This window comes from Alsobacter metallidurans (assembly GCF_014636935.1).
GTDB classification, from domain to species: Bacteria; Pseudomonadota; Alphaproteobacteria; order Rhizobiales; family Beijerinckiaceae; genus Alsobacter; species Alsobacter metallidurans.
On record NZ_BMES01000001.1, the window covers coordinates 260,380 to 278,143 of the forward strand.

14 protein-coding genes are annotated in these 17,764 nt (G+C 70.6%); 5 read left to right on the top strand and 9 right to left on the bottom strand.

Features of this window, described 5'->3' with window-relative positions; genetic code table 11:
- On the bottom strand, nucleotides 1-1,809 hold the full coding sequence (locus IEV99_RS01120) for an ABC-F family ATP-binding cassette domain-containing protein (protein ID WP_188515898.1): 1,809 nt from the start codon (nucleotides 1,807-1,809) through the stop codon (nucleotides 1-3).
- A 157-nt stretch (nucleotides 1,810-1,966) separates the two neighbouring features.
- Between IEV99_RS01120 and IEV99_RS01125 the strand changes: the two genes are divergently transcribed.
- From IEV99_RS01125 to IEV99_RS01145, 5 genes are all read left to right on the top strand, one after another.
- Entirely contained in the window at nucleotides 1,967-3,079 is a 1,113-nt protein-coding gene (locus tag IEV99_RS01125; RefSeq protein WP_188515899.1) for an ABC transporter ATP-binding protein, read from the top strand.
- A 23-nt stretch (nucleotides 3,080-3,102) separates the two neighbouring features.
- Complete coding sequence (locus tag IEV99_RS01130) at nucleotides 3,103-4,236, top strand: ABC transporter substrate-binding protein (RefSeq protein ID WP_188515900.1); 1,134 nt, start codon at nucleotides 3,103-3,105, stop codon at nucleotides 4,234-4,236.
- A gap of 287 nt (nucleotides 4,237-4,523) precedes the next feature.
- Nucleotides 4,524-5,354 carry an ABC transporter permease gene (locus IEV99_RS01135; protein ID WP_188515901.1) on the top strand — a complete coding sequence of 277 codons (831 nt, stop codon included), beginning with the start codon at nucleotides 4,524-4,526 and terminating at the stop codon, nucleotides 5,352-5,354.
- A 71-nt stretch (nucleotides 5,355-5,425) separates the two neighbouring features.
- Nucleotides 5,426-6,211, top strand: a complete 786-nt coding sequence (locus IEV99_RS01140) for an ABC transporter permease (protein ID WP_371875771.1) — start codon at nucleotides 5,426-5,428, stop codon at nucleotides 6,209-6,211.
- Nucleotides 6,212-6,376: 165 nt separating this feature from the next.
- Entirely contained in the window at nucleotides 6,377-8,017 is a 1,641-nt protein-coding gene (locus IEV99_RS01145; RefSeq protein WP_188515902.1) for an acyl-CoA dehydrogenase family protein, read from the top strand.
- 14 nt (nucleotides 8,018-8,031) lie between these two features.
- Here the strand turns inward: IEV99_RS01145 and IEV99_RS01150 are convergent, their stop codons facing one another.
- The 8 genes from IEV99_RS01150 to IEV99_RS01185 all read right to left on the bottom strand — a co-directional run bounded on the left by IEV99_RS01150 (nucleotide 8,032) and on the right by IEV99_RS01185 (nucleotide 17,624).
- Nucleotides 8,032-9,933 (bottom strand): P-loop NTPase family protein, encoded by a 1,902-nt coding sequence (locus IEV99_RS01150; RefSeq protein WP_188515903.1) that lies wholly within the window; start codon nucleotides 9,931-9,933, stop codon nucleotides 8,032-8,034.
- Between the two features lie 77 nt (nucleotides 9,934-10,010).
- Nucleotides 10,011-10,466, bottom strand: coding sequence for a DMT family transporter (locus IEV99_RS01155; protein ID WP_244643438.1), 456 nt, complete (start codon nucleotides 10,464-10,466; stop codon nucleotides 10,011-10,013).
- Nucleotides 10,467-10,476: 10 nt separating this feature from the next.
- Nucleotides 10,477-11,475 (bottom strand): ABC transporter substrate-binding protein, encoded by a 999-nt coding sequence (locus IEV99_RS01160; protein ID WP_188515904.1) that lies wholly within the window; start codon nucleotides 11,473-11,475, stop codon nucleotides 10,477-10,479.
- Between the two features lie 31 nt (nucleotides 11,476-11,506).
- Nucleotides 11,507-12,451 carry an ABC transporter permease gene (locus IEV99_RS01165; RefSeq protein WP_244643741.1) on the bottom strand — a complete coding sequence of 315 codons (945 nt, stop codon included), beginning with the start codon at nucleotides 12,449-12,451 and terminating at the stop codon, nucleotides 11,507-11,509.
- A gap of 182 nt (nucleotides 12,452-12,633) precedes the next feature.
- Complete coding sequence (locus IEV99_RS01170) at nucleotides 12,634-13,533, bottom strand: ABC transporter permease (protein ID WP_188515906.1); 900 nt, start codon at nucleotides 13,531-13,533, stop codon at nucleotides 12,634-12,636.
- Between the two features lie 207 nt (nucleotides 13,534-13,740).
- Entirely contained in the window at nucleotides 13,741-14,520 is a 780-nt protein-coding gene (locus IEV99_RS01175) for an ABC transporter ATP-binding protein (RefSeq protein ID WP_188515907.1), read from the bottom strand.
- A 166-nt stretch (nucleotides 14,521-14,686) separates the two neighbouring features.
- Nucleotides 14,687-16,114: a dihydropyrimidinase gene (gene hydA / locus IEV99_RS01180; protein WP_188515908.1), complete on the bottom strand. Its 1,428-nt coding sequence runs from the start codon at nucleotides 16,112-16,114 to the stop codon at nucleotides 14,687-14,689.
- Nucleotides 16,115-16,364: 250 nt separating this feature from the next.
- A complete protein-coding gene (locus IEV99_RS01185) occupies nucleotides 16,365-17,624 on the bottom strand; it encodes a Zn-dependent hydrolase (protein ID WP_188515909.1) in 1,260 nt (419 codons plus the stop codon).
- Nucleotides 17,625-17,764 lie beyond the last annotated feature (140 nt).

A 17,764-nucleotide genomic window follows, 5' to 3' on the forward strand; every position in this document is an offset into this window, starting at 1 on the left:
TCAGCCTTCCACTTCCTCGCGCAGCATTTCCAGCCGCAGCCATTCCTCCTCGGCGTGGGCGAGGTCGGCCTGCGCCTTGGCGGCGGCGGCGGAGAGCTTGCCGAAGGCCGCGGGGTCGCGCGTGTAGAGCGCGGGGTCGGCCATGCGCTCCTGCAGCCGCGCGATCTCGGCCGCGAGCTTGTCCATCGTGGCCGGCAGCGTCTCCAGCGCGTGCTTGTCCTTGAAGGTGAGCTTGCGCCGCGCCGCCGGGGCGGGCTCGGCCGCACGCTCCTTCTTGGGCGCCGCCGGGGCCGCCGCGGCGACGCGGGCCGTCACGCCCTCGCCGCGCTGGATCACCATGTCCGAATAGCCGCCGGCGTATTCCTGCCAGCGGCCCTCGCCCTCCGAGACGATCACCGAGGTGGCGACGCGGTCCAGGAAATCGCGGTCATGGCTCACCAGCAGCACCGTGCCGGGATAGTCGGCGAGCATCTCCTGCAACAGGTCCAGCGTCTCGAGGTCGAGATCGTTGGTGGGCTCGTCCAGCACCAGCAGGTTGGAGGGCTGCGCCAGCGCGCGGGCCAGCGTCAGCCGGCCGCGCTCGCCGCCGGACAGCACGCCCACGGGCGTGCGAGCCTGCTCGGGCGAGAACAGGAAATCCTTCATGTAGCTGACGACGTGCTTGGGCTGGCCGCCCACCATGATGCTGTCGCCGCGCCCGCTGGTGAGCGCCTCCGACAGGCTCCAGGTCGGGTCGAGGCTGTCGCGGCCCTGCTCCAGCATCACCATCTGGATGTTAGCGCCGAGCCGCACCGTGCCGGCGTCGGGCGCGAGCTCGCCGATCAGCATCTTCAGCAGCGTGGTTTTGCCCGCGCCGTTGGGCCCGATGAAGCCGACGCGGTCGCCACGCAGGATGCGGGTGGAGAACTCGCGCACGATCGGCCGGTCGCCAAAGGACTTCGCCGCCCCGATCGCCTCGATCACGAGCTTGCCCGACAGATCCGCGTCGCTCACCGTCAACCGGACGCCGCCGGCCGCCTTGCGCCGGTCGCCGCGCTCCTGGCGCAGCGCGCCGAGCTCGGCCATGCGCCGGACGTTGCGCTTGCGCCGCGCCGTGACGCCGTAGCGCACCCAGTGCTCCTCGGCGACGATGCGCCGGTCGAGCTTGTGCGCCTCCTGCTCCTCCTGCTCCAGCACCTCGTCGCGCCAGCTTTCGAAGCTCGCGAAGCTCTTCTCCATGCGCCGCGTCCGGCCGCGGTCGAGCCACACGGTGGCGCGCGACAGCGTCTCCAGGAAGCGCCGGTCATGGCTGATCAGCACCAGCGCCGAGCGCATGGCGCGGATCTCGTTTTCCAGCCATTCGATGGCGGGCAGGTCGAGGTGGTTGGTGGGCTCGTCCAGCAGCAGGATGTCGGGCTCCGGCGCCAGCACCCTGGCCAGCGCGGCGCGGCGGCCCTCGCCGCCCGAGAGCTTCCGGGGATCCTCCTCGCCCGTCAGCCCGAGCTCGTTCAGGAGGTACTGCGCCCGGTACGGGTCGTCGCTGGGCCCCAGCCCCGCCTCCACATAGGCGAGCGTGGTCTTGTGGTCGCCGAGGTCCGGCTCCTGCGGCAGGTAGCGCACCGTCGCGCCGGGCTGCACGAAGCGCGAGCCCTTGTCGGCCTCCACGAGCCCGGCCGCGATTTTCAGCAGCGTGGACTTGCCCGAGCCGTTGCGGCCGACGAGGCACAGCCGCTCGCCGGGCGACACGGACAGTTCGGCGCTCTCGATCAGCGGCGTGCCGCCGAACGTCAGCGCGATGTCTTGCAGAAGCAGAAGGGGTGGAGCCGCCATGCGCCGACATCGCAGATCAACCGCCGGGGCGCAAGGCGCGCCGCCGCGCGGCTCGTCATCGGAGAGCTCCGATACCCTCTAGCCAAAGGTCACATTTGTCGCTTCACTGTCATGCACAACCAATAAGCGTCCCCGGCGAGCGCCGAAGGAGAACGTGATGGGAGGAAGCGGCTTGGCGGCGACCCGTTCGGATCGGCCAGCGATCCAGGTCGAGAGCCTGTCCGCCGGCTATGGGGCGACCACGATCCTGCATGGCGTCGACCTGGCGGTCGCGCCCGGCGAGTTCATCGCCATCCTGGGCTCGTCCGGCTGCGGCAAGACCACCCTGCTGCGCACCATCGCGGGCTTCCAGCCGTCCACCGGCGGGGAGATCCGGCTCTTCGGCCAGGACGTCGCCGGCCTGCCGCCCGAAAAACGCGGCGTCGCGATGGTGTTCCAGAGCTATGCGCTGTGGCCGCACATGACGGTGCTCGGCAACATGGGCTACGGCCTCAAGCTGCGCGGCGTCGGCAAGGCCGAGATCCGCAAGCGCGTCGGCGACCTGCTCGCCATGCTCAACCTCTCCGGGCTGGAGGACCGCAACGTCAAGGACCTCTCGGGCGGCCAGCGCCAGCGCGTGGCGCTCGGGCGGGCGCTCGCGATCGACCCCGCGTTGCTGCTGCTCGACGAGCCGCTCTCCAACCTCGACGCCAAGGTGCGGCTGCAGCTGCGCTACGAGATCAAGGCCCTGCAGAAGCGCCTCGGCTTCGCGGCCATTCACGTCACGCATGACCGCGAGGAGGCCATGACCATGGCTGACCGCGTCGTCATCATGGACGCTGGCCGCATCGCGCAGATCGGCCCGCCCGAGGAGATCTACCACCACCCCGCCTCGCCCTTCGTGGCGGCCTTCCTCGGCGCCGAGAACCGCATCGACCTCGACGTGCGGCCCGGCCCGGACGGCGCGCTGGGCCTGCAGGCCGCCGGCATGCACGCCCCCGCGCCCTGGTCCGGCCCGGCCGCCGACGCCCCGCCGCACGGCGCCGCCACGGCCTTCTTCCGCGAGGAGGGCGCCTCCCTCACCGCGCCGGACGCTCAGGTCGCCGACAGCATCGTGTTGCCCGGCGTGGTCTCCACCCGCGCCTATCCGGGCGGGCACTACCGCTACGGCGTCGAGGCGGGCGGGCGTCACCTGAGCGTCAAGGACGCCGGCTACCACGAGCTTGGCGCGCCCGTCGGCGTGCGCCTGCCTCTCGCCAACCTGCACATCTTTCCGGCCGCGCAAGCGTGAGCCGGTTTTCTGGAGGACCACCCATGCGCTCCGCTTTCGCCGCCCTCGCCATCACGGCCGCGCTTGGCGCGCCGGCCTCCGCCCAGACGCTGAACGTCGCCACTGCGGGCGACCAGAACATGGTCGACTACATCAAGGACTATCTCGGCCCGATGTTCGAGAAGTCGCATCCCGGTGTGAAGGTCGTGGCGGTCGGCACCGGCCCAGGCGATAGCGGCTCGCAGAAGATATTCGAGAAGCTCAGCGCCCAAAAGGCCGCCAACACGCCCGCCTGGGACTTCGACGTGGTGGTGATCCACCAGAAGATGGCCGGCGACATGGCCAAGGAGGCGCTGCTGATGAAGTATCGCGGCGACATCAAGACCGGCTCGCTGGTGACGCGCGAAACCGCCGAGAACTCGCTGGGCGCCGACGTCTCCGGCTACGTCATGCCGATGTTCCACTCGCAGACGGCCATCGCCTACAACGCCGACATGGTGAAGGACGTCCCCAACACCTATCCGGAGCTGGCCGCCTGGGCCAAGAAGAACCCCAAGCAGTTCGGCTACAACGGCATCAAGGGCGGCATGTCGGGCGTCGCCTTCGTGGCCGGCTGGGTCTACGCCTTCGGGCAGGACGGCGACAAGCTCATGAAGGGCCCGTACGACGCCGCCACGAAAGCCGGCTGGGACAAGGCGCTCGCCGACCTCAAGGACTTCAACAAGAACGTCGTGATCACGCCCGGCAACGCCGGCACGCTCGACATGCTCAACCGCGGCGAGATCGCGATGGGCCCGGTCTGGGTCGACATGTTCTACACCTGGCAGAACGACGGCAAGCTGCCGCCGAACATGAAGCTGAAGCTCGTCGCCCCCGGCATGCCCGGCCAGCCCATGTACTACGCGGTGCCCGCCAAGGCCGCGCAGGCCAAGCTCGCCGAGGAGTTCATCGCGCTCGCCACCAGCCCGGACGTGCAGGCGCAGGGCATCGTCAAGAAGTTCAACTGGTACCCGGGCATCGACGCCCAGCACCTCGAGGGCAAGCTCGACAAGGCCGACTGGCAGAAGCTCTTCACCGACATCACGCCCGCCGACCTCGCCAGCAAGGGCAAGCCCTTCCCGATCGCCCCCTACTTCAACGACATCCTGGAAAGCTACGAGAAAAAGGTGGCCAACTGACCGCCTCGCGGCTCCGGCGGTGACAACCTCCCGTCATTGCGAGGAGCGCAGCGACGCGGCATTCCAGGCGCCGGGCGAAAGGCGGGCCGTCGAAGCCAGCCTCATGCCCAGCCTCACACTGGATTGCTTCGCTTCGTTTGCATCCACGGGGAGTGCGTCCTCTTGCGCTCGCATCTCTCCACCGTCATCCCCGGGCTTGACCCGGGGAACCACGCGCTGGGCGACGGCGTGGATGGCCGGGACGAGCCCGGCCATGACGGCTCAGGCGGGCGGGAATCGATAGAACCATGACCCAATCCCGCCTTCTCGCCCTCGGCCTCGTCGCCCCCGCGCTCGCGCTGGTGGCGGCGTTGTTCCTCTATCCGCTCGGCTTCTCGCTGGTCGCCGCCTTCACCAAGGACGGCGCGCTCAGCCTGGCGCATTTCGGCAAGGCGTTCGAGCTCTACTCGGTCGACATCGTCTACACGCTGTTCATCGTGCTGCTGTCGGGCGTCCTGACCGCCCTGGCCGCCATCGCGATCGCCGGGACGCTGACGCTGGGTGAAACCCCCTGGGCGGTGGCCGTCCTGAAGGCGCTCTATCGCTGGCCGCTGTTCATCCCGTTCATCGTGGCCGGCCAGTGCATGCGCACCTTCCTGGCCAAGAACGGCCTGATGAACAACAGCTTCGTCGCGATGGGGATCATCGAGCCCCTGCAGGCGACCAGCTTGCTCGACTGGCGTGGCATCGTGATCACCTTCGTGTGGAAGCAGGCGCCCTTCGTGACGCTGCTGCTCGCCGGCGCGATGGCGTCGCTGGACCGCTCCACCATCGAGGCCGGCCGCAATCTCGGGGCGGGGCGCCTGCGCGTGCTGTTCGAGATCGTGCTCCCGCAGGTGATGCCGACGCTGCTGGTCGCCCTGGTGCTGTCCTTCGTCACCACCATGTCGGTGCTCTCCGTGCCCATGATGGTGGCCGGCTCGCAGCCCACCATGATGACGGTCGACATGGCGTTCCGCATCAACGCCTATGGCGACTACCCGGTCGCCAATGCGCTGGGGGTGATCTCCTACGCGATCACCGGCCTTGCGGCCTGGTTCTACCTGCGCCAGTCGATCCGCCGGGAGGTCGCAGCGTGAGTGCGCAAGACCTTCCGCTGTTCCGCGAACGCTCCGTCGTCTGGTCGCGCCTGCGCGCGCCGGTCGGGACGATCCTGAAGGTGCTCGGCCTCGCGGCCTTCGCGTTCTGGCTCATCGGCCCGCTCGTCAACCTGGCGCTCTGGAGCGTCGCGGAGCGCTGGTACACCCCCTACAAGCTGCCGGTCACCTACGGGACGCGTTTCTGGGAAGTGGTGTTCCGGCCCAGCGGCGACGCCATGACGTCGCTCGGCACGAGCGTCGGAATCGCGCTTCTGACCGTGGTGGCGGCCCTTGCGGTGTCGGTTCCGGCCGGCTACGCGCTGGCGCGCCTCAGGCTGCCGTTCCGCACCGCGATCATGATCGCGTTCCTGCTTCCGCAAGCCTTTCCGTCGGTGGCGATCTACATCAACGTGGCGCGGATCTTCTACACGATCGGGCTGGCCGGCACGGTGCCGGGCGTCGTGCTGGTGCACGCCGCGCATGGCCTCGTTTATTCCGTCTGGATCGCCACCGCGGCCTTTGCGGCGGTCGACCGGGATCTGGAGCTCGCCGCCCGCAACATGGGCGCCGGTCCGCTGCGCGCCTTCGCGACCGTGACGCTGCCGCTGGCCGCGCCCGGCATCGTCGCGAGCGCGATCTTCGTGTTCCTGGAATCGCTGGACGAGTTCACCGCCACCTTCTTCGTCGGCGTCCCGCAGGTCACCACCCTGCCGCTGCTGCTCTACAACGCCAGCATGGGCGGCAACTACCAGATCGCCTCCATCACGGCCCTGATCCTCCTCGTTCCATCGGTGCTGTTCATGCTCGTGATCGAAAAATTCCTGAAAGCCGACGTTCTCGCCAAGGTTGGGCAGTAGCCCGAAGGCTTTCACCCCGGCACGGTGCGAAGGCAGCCGAGGGCTCGAGGTCGGGTGAGGGGAGCGGCCCTTCCAACCCCGCCTCGGCCTTCTCCGCTTGCCGTGTGGACGGTACGGGTGCGCCCGCCGGTTGATCCCCGCTTCCAAAGCGCTCACCATTCGGCGATGGAAGCGTCCAGCAACCAGCCGCCGCCCCTCGAAGACGTGGACCTCTTCGCGATCGACCTGCCGCTCCGCGAAGCGGTCGGCCGCGCCGGCGTGAGCGCCGCCGACCAAGGCGGGCTCGCGGCCTTCGGGCGCGAATGGGGCGCTGCCGAAACCGCCGCCGAGGCCCGGCGCGCGAACGAGCATCCGCCGCAACTTCATGCGCTGGATCCCCGGGGCGAGCGGCTCGACGTCGTCGAGTATCACCCCGCCTATCATGCCTTGATGGCGCGCAGCATGGCGGCCGGGCTGCACGCCTCGAGCTGGGACGAAGCCGCCGTCGCCCCAATGGGCGCCGCGCCACGGGCGTCCGGCCAGGCGCTTCGGGCCGCGCGCTTCTACATGGCCGCCCAGGTGGAAAGCGGCCACCTCTGCCCGCTCACCATGACGCATGCGAGCGTGGCCGCGCTCGCGGCCGCCCCGGACGCGCTGTCGCGCTGGCTGCCGCGCATCGTCGGCCGCGACTACGACGGGGCCTTCCGGCCTTGGTGGGAGAAAACGGCCGTCACGCTCGGCATGGGGATGACCGAGCGCCAGGGCGGCACGGACGTGCGCGCCAACACGACGGCCGCGACCCCGGCCGGCGACCACTACCGCATCAGCGGCCAGAAATGGTTCATGTCCGCGCCGATGTGCGACGCGTTCCTGGTGCTCGCGCAAGCGCCGGGCGGGCTCACCTGCTTCCTGGTTCCGCGCTTCGAGCCCGATGGCCGGCGCAACGGGCTGCGCTTCCAGCGCCTCAAGAACAAGCTCGGCAACCGCTCCAACGCCTCATCGGAGGTGGTGTTCGAGATGGCGCATGGCGAGAAGATCGGCGAGGAGGGACGCGGCGTCGCCACCATCCTCGGCATGGTGCAGCTGACCCGGCTCGATTGCGCCATTTCGTCAGCCGGCCTGATGCGCACCGGCCTCGCGCATGCGGTGCACCACGCCCGCCATCGTCGCGCCTTTGGGCGCCGGCTGATCGAGCAACCGCTCATGCGCACGGTGCTCGCCGACATGGCGCTGGAGGTCGAGGCCGCGACGGCCCTCGCGGTGCGGCTCGCCGCCGCGTTTGACGCCGCCCCGGACGATCCGCACGAGGCCGCGCTGGCCCGCATCTGCACGCCGGCCGCGAAATACCTCATCTGCAAGCAGGCGCCGCATCTGCTCTACGAGGCCATGGAGTGCCTGGGCGGCAATGGCTACGTGGAGGACTTCCCACTCGCGCGCGCCTACCAGGAAGCGCCCGTGAACGCGATCTGGGAAGGCTCCGGCAACGTCATGGCGCTGGACGTGCTGCGGGCCGCCGCACGCGACCCCGCCGCGACCGCCGCCGTGCTGGACCGCCTCGGCGAGGCCGCCGGCGAACCCGGCCGCCGCGCCGCAGACGCCATCCAGTCGGCGCTGCGCAGCCCCGACGCGGAGGCGCGGGGCCGGGAGATCACGGAAGGCTTGGGCCGTCTCGCCGCCCTGGCGACGCTGGCGGCGGGCGATGCGCGCGTGGCCGACGCCTACGCGGCGCGCCGCTTCGGCGACGGGCGGGGCGCGCAGACGAGCTGGGGCGGCGCGGGCCCGTCTGCGCAGGCCGACCGGCTGATCGAGCGGGCGTTGCCGGAGTAGAGTGGGCGGCCCGCTCAGGCCGCCATCGCGAGCTCGCGCAGCTTGTCGCGCGGCGCGGCCAGCAGCGCCGACGCCCAGGCGGGATCGGCCTGCGCGTCCGGCGGGCTGACCAGCAGGATCTGGTCGGCCGAGGCCGCCAGCGCGGCGTCGGAGGGTTCGCCTGTGACGGCCGGGCCGTCGATGACCACGAGGTCGAAATGGCCCACGATCCCGTCGAAGCGCAGGAGCGCGTCGGCCGGCAGGCGCGGCGCGGCGCCGTTGCGGGCGGTGTCGACCGGCAGAAAGAACAGGCCGCCATCCCAATCGCCGTCCAGCGCGTGGATCGGCCGCTCCCGGCCGCCGACCCGCAGCAGGCCGGGATCGCGGCCGAGCCCGAAAGCGAGCGACAGCGTCGGGTTGGCCGCGTTGGCGTCGATCAGCAGCACGCGCCGGCCGCAATCGGCCGCCGCCCGGGCGAGGTTCGCGGCCAGGATCGACTTGCCGGCGCGCGGCGCCAGCGAGGTGACCAGCACGGTGAAGGGTGTCGCCGCGCCGGCCTCGTCCACGATTGCCTCGGCCAGATCCTCGATCGCGACCGCATAGGGGCTGTCCGGCCGGTCCGCGACCTCCGTGAGGGTCGGCGCAGCGTCGTCCTCGTCGTCGTCGTCGTCGGCGGCGGGCGACGCGGCGGGTGCGGTTGGAGAGGTGGCCGGGACGGGCTCGTCGCCGGAATGCGTCGGTGCAACCGCCGCCGTCTCGCCTGTGGCGCTAGCCCCGATGGGCGCGCGATCCTCGCCAAAGGACCCGGCCGCCGCCGGCGTGTGGACCACAACTCTAGATTGCACATCCGAAACAGTCCTGCGCGCGCGCGCGAGGGCGGGGAGGCCCGCCAGCCCGCCCAGCAGCCCGCCGAGCGCGGCCCCGAGCGCGAGCCACAGCGGCGCGCCCGTCGACGCGGTTGCGGCGGCCGGGGAGGCGGGCGCCAGCACGGTCGGCCCCGGGCCCGCATCGGCCTCCGTGGGCGCAGCCTGGCTGCGCAACGCGCTCTCATAGGCGGCCCGCGCGGCCTCGGCCTCGCTCTCGAGCGTGCGCAGCCGCGCCGTGGCGGCGTCCGGGGCCGCGGGGGCGGCGCCCGCCCGCTTGGCCGCGGCCGCTTCCGCGGCTTCCGCCTGCGCGAGCTCGCCCCTGGCCGCGTCGAGCGTGCGCTTGATCTCGTCCGCGAGCGCCTTGCGGGCGTCGCGCAGCTGCTGCTGCGCGTCCGCCATCACGGGGTGGCGCGGGCCCAGGCTCTGGCGGTAGCCCGCCTCCAGGCGGGCGGCCTCGGCCGCGCGGGCGTGGAGGCGCTCCAGCGCGGGCGTGCGCGGCGCGTCGGCGTCCGTGCGCCCCGCCTGCTCGACGCGGGCGCGCGCCTCGGCGGTGCGCGCCTTCGCGAGCTGCAGCGCGTGCTGCGGGTCGGCGCCCGCGCCTGCCTCGGCGCGGGCCGCAAGCAGGCGCGTGTCCGCCTCGTACAGGCGCGTCTGCAGCGCGCTGAGGCGCGTGGCCTCGCGCACGGCCGCCGCGCGGGCGGCGTCGGCGCGAGCCTGAGCATGCTCGGCCACGGACGCGGCCGCGATCGCGTTGGCGAGTCCGCTGGCGCCCTCGCGCGTGGGCGCGCGCACGTGGACGCGCATGAGCGCGCCGTCGCGCGTTACGCTCACGCGGTCGGCCAGCGCGCGGGCGCCCTCGGGGTCGCCCTCCTGCGCGGCGGCGCGGTCCAGCACGGGCGCGGATACGGCTGCGCGCGCCAGCGCTTCATCCGCGCCTGTCAGCGCGGCCGTGGCCGTGTAGGCGTCCGGCCCGGCCAAGCGCCAGCCCGCGCCCGCCCCCGCCAGCGCGCCCGCCAACACGATCGCCAGCGCCCGCCATCCCGGCCGCCCGCGCCCGCTCCCCCGCGTCATCTCACCCTCTCGCATCCGCAGATTGTGCCCGCGGACGCGTTGACGATTGGTTTACGTTACCGGGAGGTTACGATTTATCAGAGCAGCCGCACCATGAGGGCGCCGGCGAGCACGAGAACCGCGCCCGCGATGCGGCCGACCGAGAGCTCGCGCGTCGCCAGCCCGAGCAGGCCGAACTGGTCCATCGCGAGGGCGGCCAGCAGCTGCCCGGCGATCGCGAAGGAGAACAGCGTCGCCGCGCCCAGTTTGGGCGCCAGCACGACATTGCTGGTGACGTAGAGCGTCCCCAGCGCGCCGCCGGCCACGAACAGCCAGAGCGGCGTCCTGGCGATCTCGCCCAGCGGCGGCAGGTCGCGCACCAGCACGACTGCCACGAGGGCGAGCACTGCCGCGCCGGCCGCGAACGAGATCGCGGCCGCCACGATGGGGCTTCCCACCCCGCGCGCCAGCTGGGCGTTGATGGCCGCCTGAATGGGCAGCGCCGTGGCGGCCAGCAGCGCGATGAGCGGGAGGAGCAGCGTGGAGGGGGACAACAGCTCCGCCTTACTTCAGCGCCTTCGCCTTGTCGGTCACCGCGTGGCTGAACGCGCCGGTCGGCTCCTTCGAGATCACCGGGTCGGAGCCGCCCGAGAGCAGCGTCGCGACGGTGCGCTTGTAGTCGGCCTCGTCGAGCGAGCCGTCGGAGCCGGCCGTCAGCTTGTTGATCTCCTCCATCATGCGCGTCTGGTGCTTCTCGGTCTGGGCGCCGGAGGCGTCATTGTCGAGCACGATCTTGGCTGCGTCCTTCGGGTTGGCGCGCGCCCATTCCCAGCCCTTCATGGAGGCCTTCACGAAGCGGGCCATCTTGTCCACGAAGGCCGGGTCCTTGAGCTTGTCCTCCAGCACGTAGAGGCCGTCCTCCGTGGTGGCGACGCCCTGGTCCTCGTATTTGAACACCACGAGGTTCTCGGGCTTGATGCCGGCGTCGATCACCTGCCAGTACTCGTTGTACGTCATGGTCGAGATGCAGTCGGCCTGCTTCTGCAGGAGCGGGTCGACGTTGAAGCCCTGCTTCAGCACCTTCACGCCCCCCGCCGAGCCGTCCGTCGGGATCTTGAGCTTCGCCATCCAGCTCAGGAACGGGTACTCGTTGCCGTAGAACCAGACGCCGAGCGTGCGGCCCTTGAGGTCCTCGGGCGCCTTCACGCCGGTCTCGGCCCGGCAGGTCAGCATCATGCCGGAGCGCTTGAACGGCTGGGCGATGTTGACCAGCGGAACGCCCTTCTCGCGCGACGCCAGGGCGGACGGCATCCAGTCCACGATCACGTCGGCGCCGCCGCCCGCGATCACCTGCGGGGGCGCAACGTCCGGGCCGCCCGGCTTGATGGTGACGTCGAGGCCGGCGTCCTTGTAGAAGCCCTTGTCCTTGGCGACGTAGTAGCCGCCGAACTGGGCCTGCGTGACCCATTTCAGCTGGATCGTGACCTTGTCGGCGGCCTGCGCCGCGTTGGCGGCTGCCAGCGCCCCGAGCGCCAGGCCGGCGAGCATCATGTGCTTCTTCATTGCGTATCCCTCCCGAATGCGAACAAAACAATCAGCCGGCGCGCTGCCTGTAGCTGGCGTGCCAGAAGGTGGCCCGGCGCTCGGCGAGCGCCAGCAATCCATAGAAGAGCGAGCCGGCCAGCGCGGCGACCACGATGGTCGCCCACACCATGTCGATGTTCATGCGCCCGACCTCGGTGTTGATGCGGAATCCCATGCCGACGATGGGCGTCCCGAAGAACTCGGCCACGATGGCGCCGATCAGCGCCAGCGTGGAGTTGATCTTCAACCCGTTGAAGATGAACGGCAAGGCCGCGGGCAGCCGCAGGTTCAGAAGCGTTTGCCCGTAGCTGGCCGCGTAGGTCTTCATCAGGTCCCGCTCCATCGCGCCCGCCGACGCGAGGCCCGCGACCGTGTTCACGAGCTGTGGGAAGAACGTCATGATCACCACGATGGCGGCCTTGGACTGCCAGTCGAATCCGAACCACATCACCATGATGGGGGCGACGCCGACGATCGGCAGCGCCGACACGAGGTTGCCGAGCGGCAGCAGCCCGCGCTGGAGAAAGGGCGAGCGGTCGATCAGGATCGCGGCCAGGATGCCGGCGCCGCAGCCCATCACATAGCCGGCCGTCACGCCCTTGAACGTCTGCACGAAGTCGGCGCCCAGCGTCGGCAAGGACGAGCCGAAGCGCGCCGCGATGGCGGACGGCGCGGGCAGGATCACCTTCATCATCGAGGAGCCGAAGCCCCGCACGCCGCATTCCCACAGGAAGAGCAGCGTCAGGCCGAACACGAGCGGGATCGCGAGGTTGACCAGCCGCGCCGGCCAGCCCGCCGGCGGGCGCAACGCCGCCAGCCACGACACCGTGTGCCAGGCCGCGAGCCAGACCGCCGCCAGCGCGGCCGCGTAGCCCCAGCCGGCGTTGCTCTGCAGGCCCGCGCCGAGCAGGGCGACGAGCGCCACGGCGGCGGCCGCGGACATCAGGGCCAGCATCAGCGAGCCGAGCCGCCAGCGGGCCGGATTGTTCGCGCCCCCGGCGCACAGCACCGCCGAGGCGACCAGCGCCGCCAGATAGGGCCGCGCCCAGCCGGGCGCGACGCCGCCCGCCGCCAGCGGACCTGCGAGCGCAAGCCCGCTCGCCGCCGCCGCCAGGATTGCGAGCCAGTCGGGACGCTTCATCGCGCATACCCCATGCGCCTGGCGACCACGCGGTCGGCCAGCGCTACGGCCGCGATCAGCGCGCAGGCGCAAAACGCCGCCGCGAAGATCGCGGCCCAGATCTGGATGGTCTGGCCGTAATAGGAGCCCGCGAGCAGCCGCGCCCCGAAACCGCCATCGGCGGATTGCGTCAGCTCGGCCACCACGGTCCCGACCAGGCTGGCGGCCACCCCGACCTTGAGGCTGGCGAACAGAAAAGGCACGGAGGCGGGCAGCCGCAGCGACCAGAAGGTTTGCGCTTGCGATGCCGAATAGGTGCGCAGGAGGTCGAGCTGCAGCGGATCGGGCGAGCGAAGGCCCTTCACCATGCCGACCGTGACGGGAAAGAACGACAGATAGGCCGCGATGGCGGCTTTGGGGACGATGCCGGTGACGTCGAGCTGGTTCAGGATGATGACGATCATCGGGGCCAGCGCGATGATCGGGATGGTCTGCGATGCGATGATCCAGGGCATCAGCGAGCGCTCGAGGCTGCGCACATGGACGATCAGCACCGCAAGGCCGACGCCGAGCCCGGCGCCGAACAGGAAGCCCAGCAGCGTCGCCGAGAGCGTCACGCCGGCATGGTAGACAAGGCTGCGCTTGGACGACGGCGCGGTGTCCACCACGGTCTTCCACAGCTCCTGCGCGACCTGATGCGGCGCCGGCAGCCGCGGCCGCTCCTGCGCGAGCGTGCCGGCCACGAGCTCGCCCGTTGTCCAGCTCTTCTGCCCGGCGTTGTCGAAGGCCGAGCGCTGCAGGTCCGCGTTCATCCAGACCGCGCCCGCGTACCACAATGCCACGATGGCGACGCACACCGCCAGGATGGGGCCGAGATGGCCGGTCCAGAACCCGCTCAAGCCGCGCCGCGCACTCATGCGAGCGCGCTCCGGGGAGCCGCGTTGGCCTCTCTCTCTCCGTCATCCCCGGCGACCTGCGCAGCAGGTCGGGAAGGGGATCCAGGCGACTGGGAGCCATGCCGATGAGAACGTTCGAGCCGTCGTGCGTGGGCCCCCTGGATCCCCTTCCCCTCCGCGGCTTCGCTGCTCCGGCCGGGGATCACGGCGGAGGGGTGGCGGCGCGCCTCAGTCATACGAATGCCCCTCGCGCAGCCCCTGGCGGACGCGGTTGGCGATGGCGAGGAACTCGGGCGTTTCGCGGATGTCCAGCGTGCGGTCGCGCGGGAAGTCGCAGGGGATGATCTCGTGGATGCGGCCCGGGCGGGGCGACATCACGACGATGCGGGTGGACAGGAACACGGCCTCGGGGATCGAGTGGGTGACGAACACCACGGTCTTTCGGGTGAGGTCCCACAGGCGCAGGAGCTGCTCGTTCAGCTTGTCGCGGACGATCTCGTCGAGCGCTCCGAAGGGCTCGTCCATCAGGAGCAGGTCGGGATCGAACGACAGCGCCCGCGCGATGGACGCCCGCTGCTGCATGCCGCCCGAGAGCTGCCACGGAAACTTGCGCTCGAAGCCTTCGAGGTTCACCAGCGCGAGGTTCTTGGCGACCCGCTCGCGCCGGTCCTCGCGGGAATGGCCCATGATCTCCAGCGGCAGCCCGACATTGCCGGCGATGGTGCGCCACGGATAGAGCGCCGGCGCCTGGAACACGTAGCCATAGGAGCGCTTCAGCCGCGCCTCGTGCGGGCTGACGCCGTTCACGGTGATCGACCCGGAGGTGGCGGTCTCGAGATCCGCGATGACGCGCAGCAGCGTGGTCTTGCCGCAGCCGGACGGCCCGATCAGCGACACGAATTCGCCGCGCTCGATCGCGAGGTCGATCCCCGACAGCGCCTGCACGGCGCCGTCGGCGGAGCCGTAGGTGAGCGACAGGTTGCTGGCCTGGATGACGGTGTCGGGCATCAGCGCAGGGCCTGGGCCGAAGGACCCCTCATCCGACCTCGCTTCGCTCGGCCACCTTCTCCCCGTGCCGGGGCGAAGGGCGCGCGCGGCGCCGTCGCCGCGATGGGCCCCCTCTCCCCGGCACGGGGAGAGGGCTGGGGTGAGGGCCGTTGCAAGTGACGCAGGCTCAACGTGCGACGGCCCGGTCGGCGGTGAGCGCCTTGAAGGTGCGCAGCGCCTGGGCGTCGGCCGGGAAGGGCGAGCGGGGGACGAAGCGACCGCGGCCGCGCTGGCCGGTGAGCTTGCCGTCCTGCCACACGCATTCGCCGCGCGAGAAGGTGTAGCGCGGGGTGGCGCTGACCTTCATGCCCTCGAAGACGTTGTAGTCGATCGCCGACTGCTGGGTCTTGGCCGAGATGGTCTTGCCGGCCTTCGGGTCCCACACCACCAAATCAGCCTCGGCCCCCTGCTGGATGACGCCCTTGCGGGGATAGAGGTTGAGGATGCGGGCGATGTTGGCCGAGGTGGCGGCCACGAACTCGTTCATGGTGAGGCGGCCGGTCTCGACGCCCTTGGTCCACAGCACCGAGAGCCGGTCCTCCAGCCCGCCGGTCCCGTTCGGGATCTTGGTGAAGTCGCCCATGCCGAAGCGCTTCTGCTCGGTCGTGAAGGCGCAATGGTCGGTCGCCACCACCTGGAGCGAGCCGGCGCGCAGGCCGTTCCAGAGGTCGTCCTGGTGCTTCTTGTTGCGGAAGGGCGGCGACATCACGCGCTGGGCGGCGTGGTCCCAATCCGGGTTGGCGTATTCGCTGTCGTCCAGCGTCAGGTGCTGCACCAGCGGCTCGCCATAGACGCGCTGGCCGTTGGCGCGGGCGCGGGCGACGGCCTCGTGCGCCTCGATGGACGACACGTGGACGATGTAGACCGGGCAGCCGGCCGCGTCCGCGATCATGATCGCCCGGTTGGCGGCCTCGCCCTCGACGCTCGGCGGACGCGAATAGGCGTGGCCCTCCGGGCCCGTGATGCCGTCCTTCAGCAGCTTCTGCTGGAGCGCCGCCACGAGGTCGCCGTTCTCGGCGTGGACGAGCGGCATGGCGCCGAGCTCGGCGCAGCGTTGGAACGAGGCGAACATCTCCTCGTCATTCACCATCAGCGCGCCCTTGTAGGCCATGAAGTGCTTGAAGGTGGTGACGCCCTTCTCGACCACCTTGCCCATGTCGGCGCGGACCTGGTCGTTCCAGTAGGTGATGCACATGTGGTAGGCGTAGTCCGCGTAGGCGGTCTCGGACTTCTTCTCCCACTCGGCCCAGGCGTCGAGCAGCGGCTGGCCGTTTCCGGGAATGCAGAAGTCCACCACCATGGTGGTGCCGCCCGACAGCGCCGCGCGCGTGCCGCTCTCCCAGTCATCCGCCGTGGTGGTGCCCATGAACGGCATGGACAGGTGCGTGTGCGGGTCGATGCCGCCCGGAAACACGAAGCAGCCCTCCGCGTCCACGGTGCTGTCGCCCGAGAGCCCGTCGCCCACCGCCTTGATGTGCTCGCCCTCGATCAGCACGTCCGCCTTCCAGGTGCGGTCGGCGTTGACGACGGTTCCGTTCTTGATCAGCGTCGACATGGGCGGCTCCTGTGGGGCGGTTATCGAGAATTCGACCTGGCACGGCCGGTGAAGACTCAGGCAGTCGGGCCATCAACAATCCCCTCATCCTGAGGAGCATCGCCCCTTTGGCGATGCGTCTCGAAGGACGAGGGTTTCCAGCGGGCTCGGATAGCGGTGCGTGCTGGAGTCCCTCGTCCTTCGAGACGCCATGCGAAGCCGCATGGCTCCTCAGGATGAGGGGCGTTGTAACCGGTTGGTCCGTCGTGCCTCACGGCACGATCTCGGCCTTGGCCAAGGCGGCCTGCAGCAGCACGTTGGCGCCGGCCGTGGCCCATTCGGGCTTGATGTCCTCGGTCTCGTTGTGGCTGATCCCGTCCACGCAGGGCGTGAAGATCATCGCGGTGGGGGCCACGCGGGCGATGTAGCAGGCGTCGTGCCCGGCGCCGGACACGATATTGCGGTGCGTGTAGCCGAGCTTGGACGCGGCGTCGCGCACGGCCGTGACGCAGCTCTCCTCGAAGGCGACGGGCGGGTAGTAGAAGATCTGCTTTGTTTCCTGCTCCAGCCCGATGGCGGCGCAGATGGCGGCGACGCCCTCATGCAGCGCCTTGTCCATGCCGGCCAGCACGGCGTCGTCCGGGCAGCGGAAGTCGATCGTCATCCACACCTGCCCGGGGATGACGTTGCGGGAGTTCGGGTAGGGATTGAGCATGCCCACCGTCGCGACCGCATTGGGGGCGTTGGCGAGGCCGATGCGGTTGACGAGCTCCACCACCCGCGCCGCGCCCAGCAGCGCGTCCTTGCGCACCGGCATGGGCGTGGAGCCGGCGTGGCTCTCGAAGCCCGTGAGCGTGATTTCGTACCAGCGCTGGCCCTGGCCATGCGTGACCACGCCGATGTCCAGGTTCTCGTCCTCCAGGATCGGCCCCTGCTCGATATGCAGCTCGAAGAACGCGTGGATGGGCCGGCCGCCGACCGGCAGGTCGCCCTGGAAGCCGATGCGCCGGAGCTCGTCGCCCAGCGTTTTGCCCTCGGCGTCGACGCGCGAATACGCGAATTCCTCGGTGTACTCGCCCGCGAACACGCCGGACGACACCATCGCGGGGGCGAAGCGCGAGCCCTCCTCGTTGGTCCAGTTGGCGACCTCGATGGGATGTTTCGTGCGGATGTTGAGGTCCTTCAGCGTGCGCACGACCTCCAGCGCGCCGAGCACGCCGAGCACGCCGTCGAACTTGCCGCCGGTGGGCTGGGTGTCGAGGTGGCTGCCCAGCATCACGGGCGGCAGGCTGTCGTCGACGCCGGGGCGGCGGGCGAACATGTTGCCCATGCGGTCCACCGAGACGGTGCAGCCGGCCTCCTCGCACCAGCGCGTGAAGAGCTCGCGGCCCTGCTTGTCGAGGTCGGTCAGCGTCAGGCGCTTGCAGCCGCCCTTGGGGGTGGCGCCGATCTGCGCCATCTCCATGAGGCTGTCCCACAGGCGCGCGCCGTCGATGCGCACATTGCCGAGTTCGGCGCCGGCTCCGCTCATCTGCTGATCCCCTCTCGGCGGCAAAGATGGCCGCGGCGGCCGCATCGCGCGTGGGCTGATTTTTGTCTCCCGCACCCGCGAAGTCGAGGCTATTATGGGCCTGACCGTTTGGTCAACATTGGCCCGACGCCCGAAGCGGG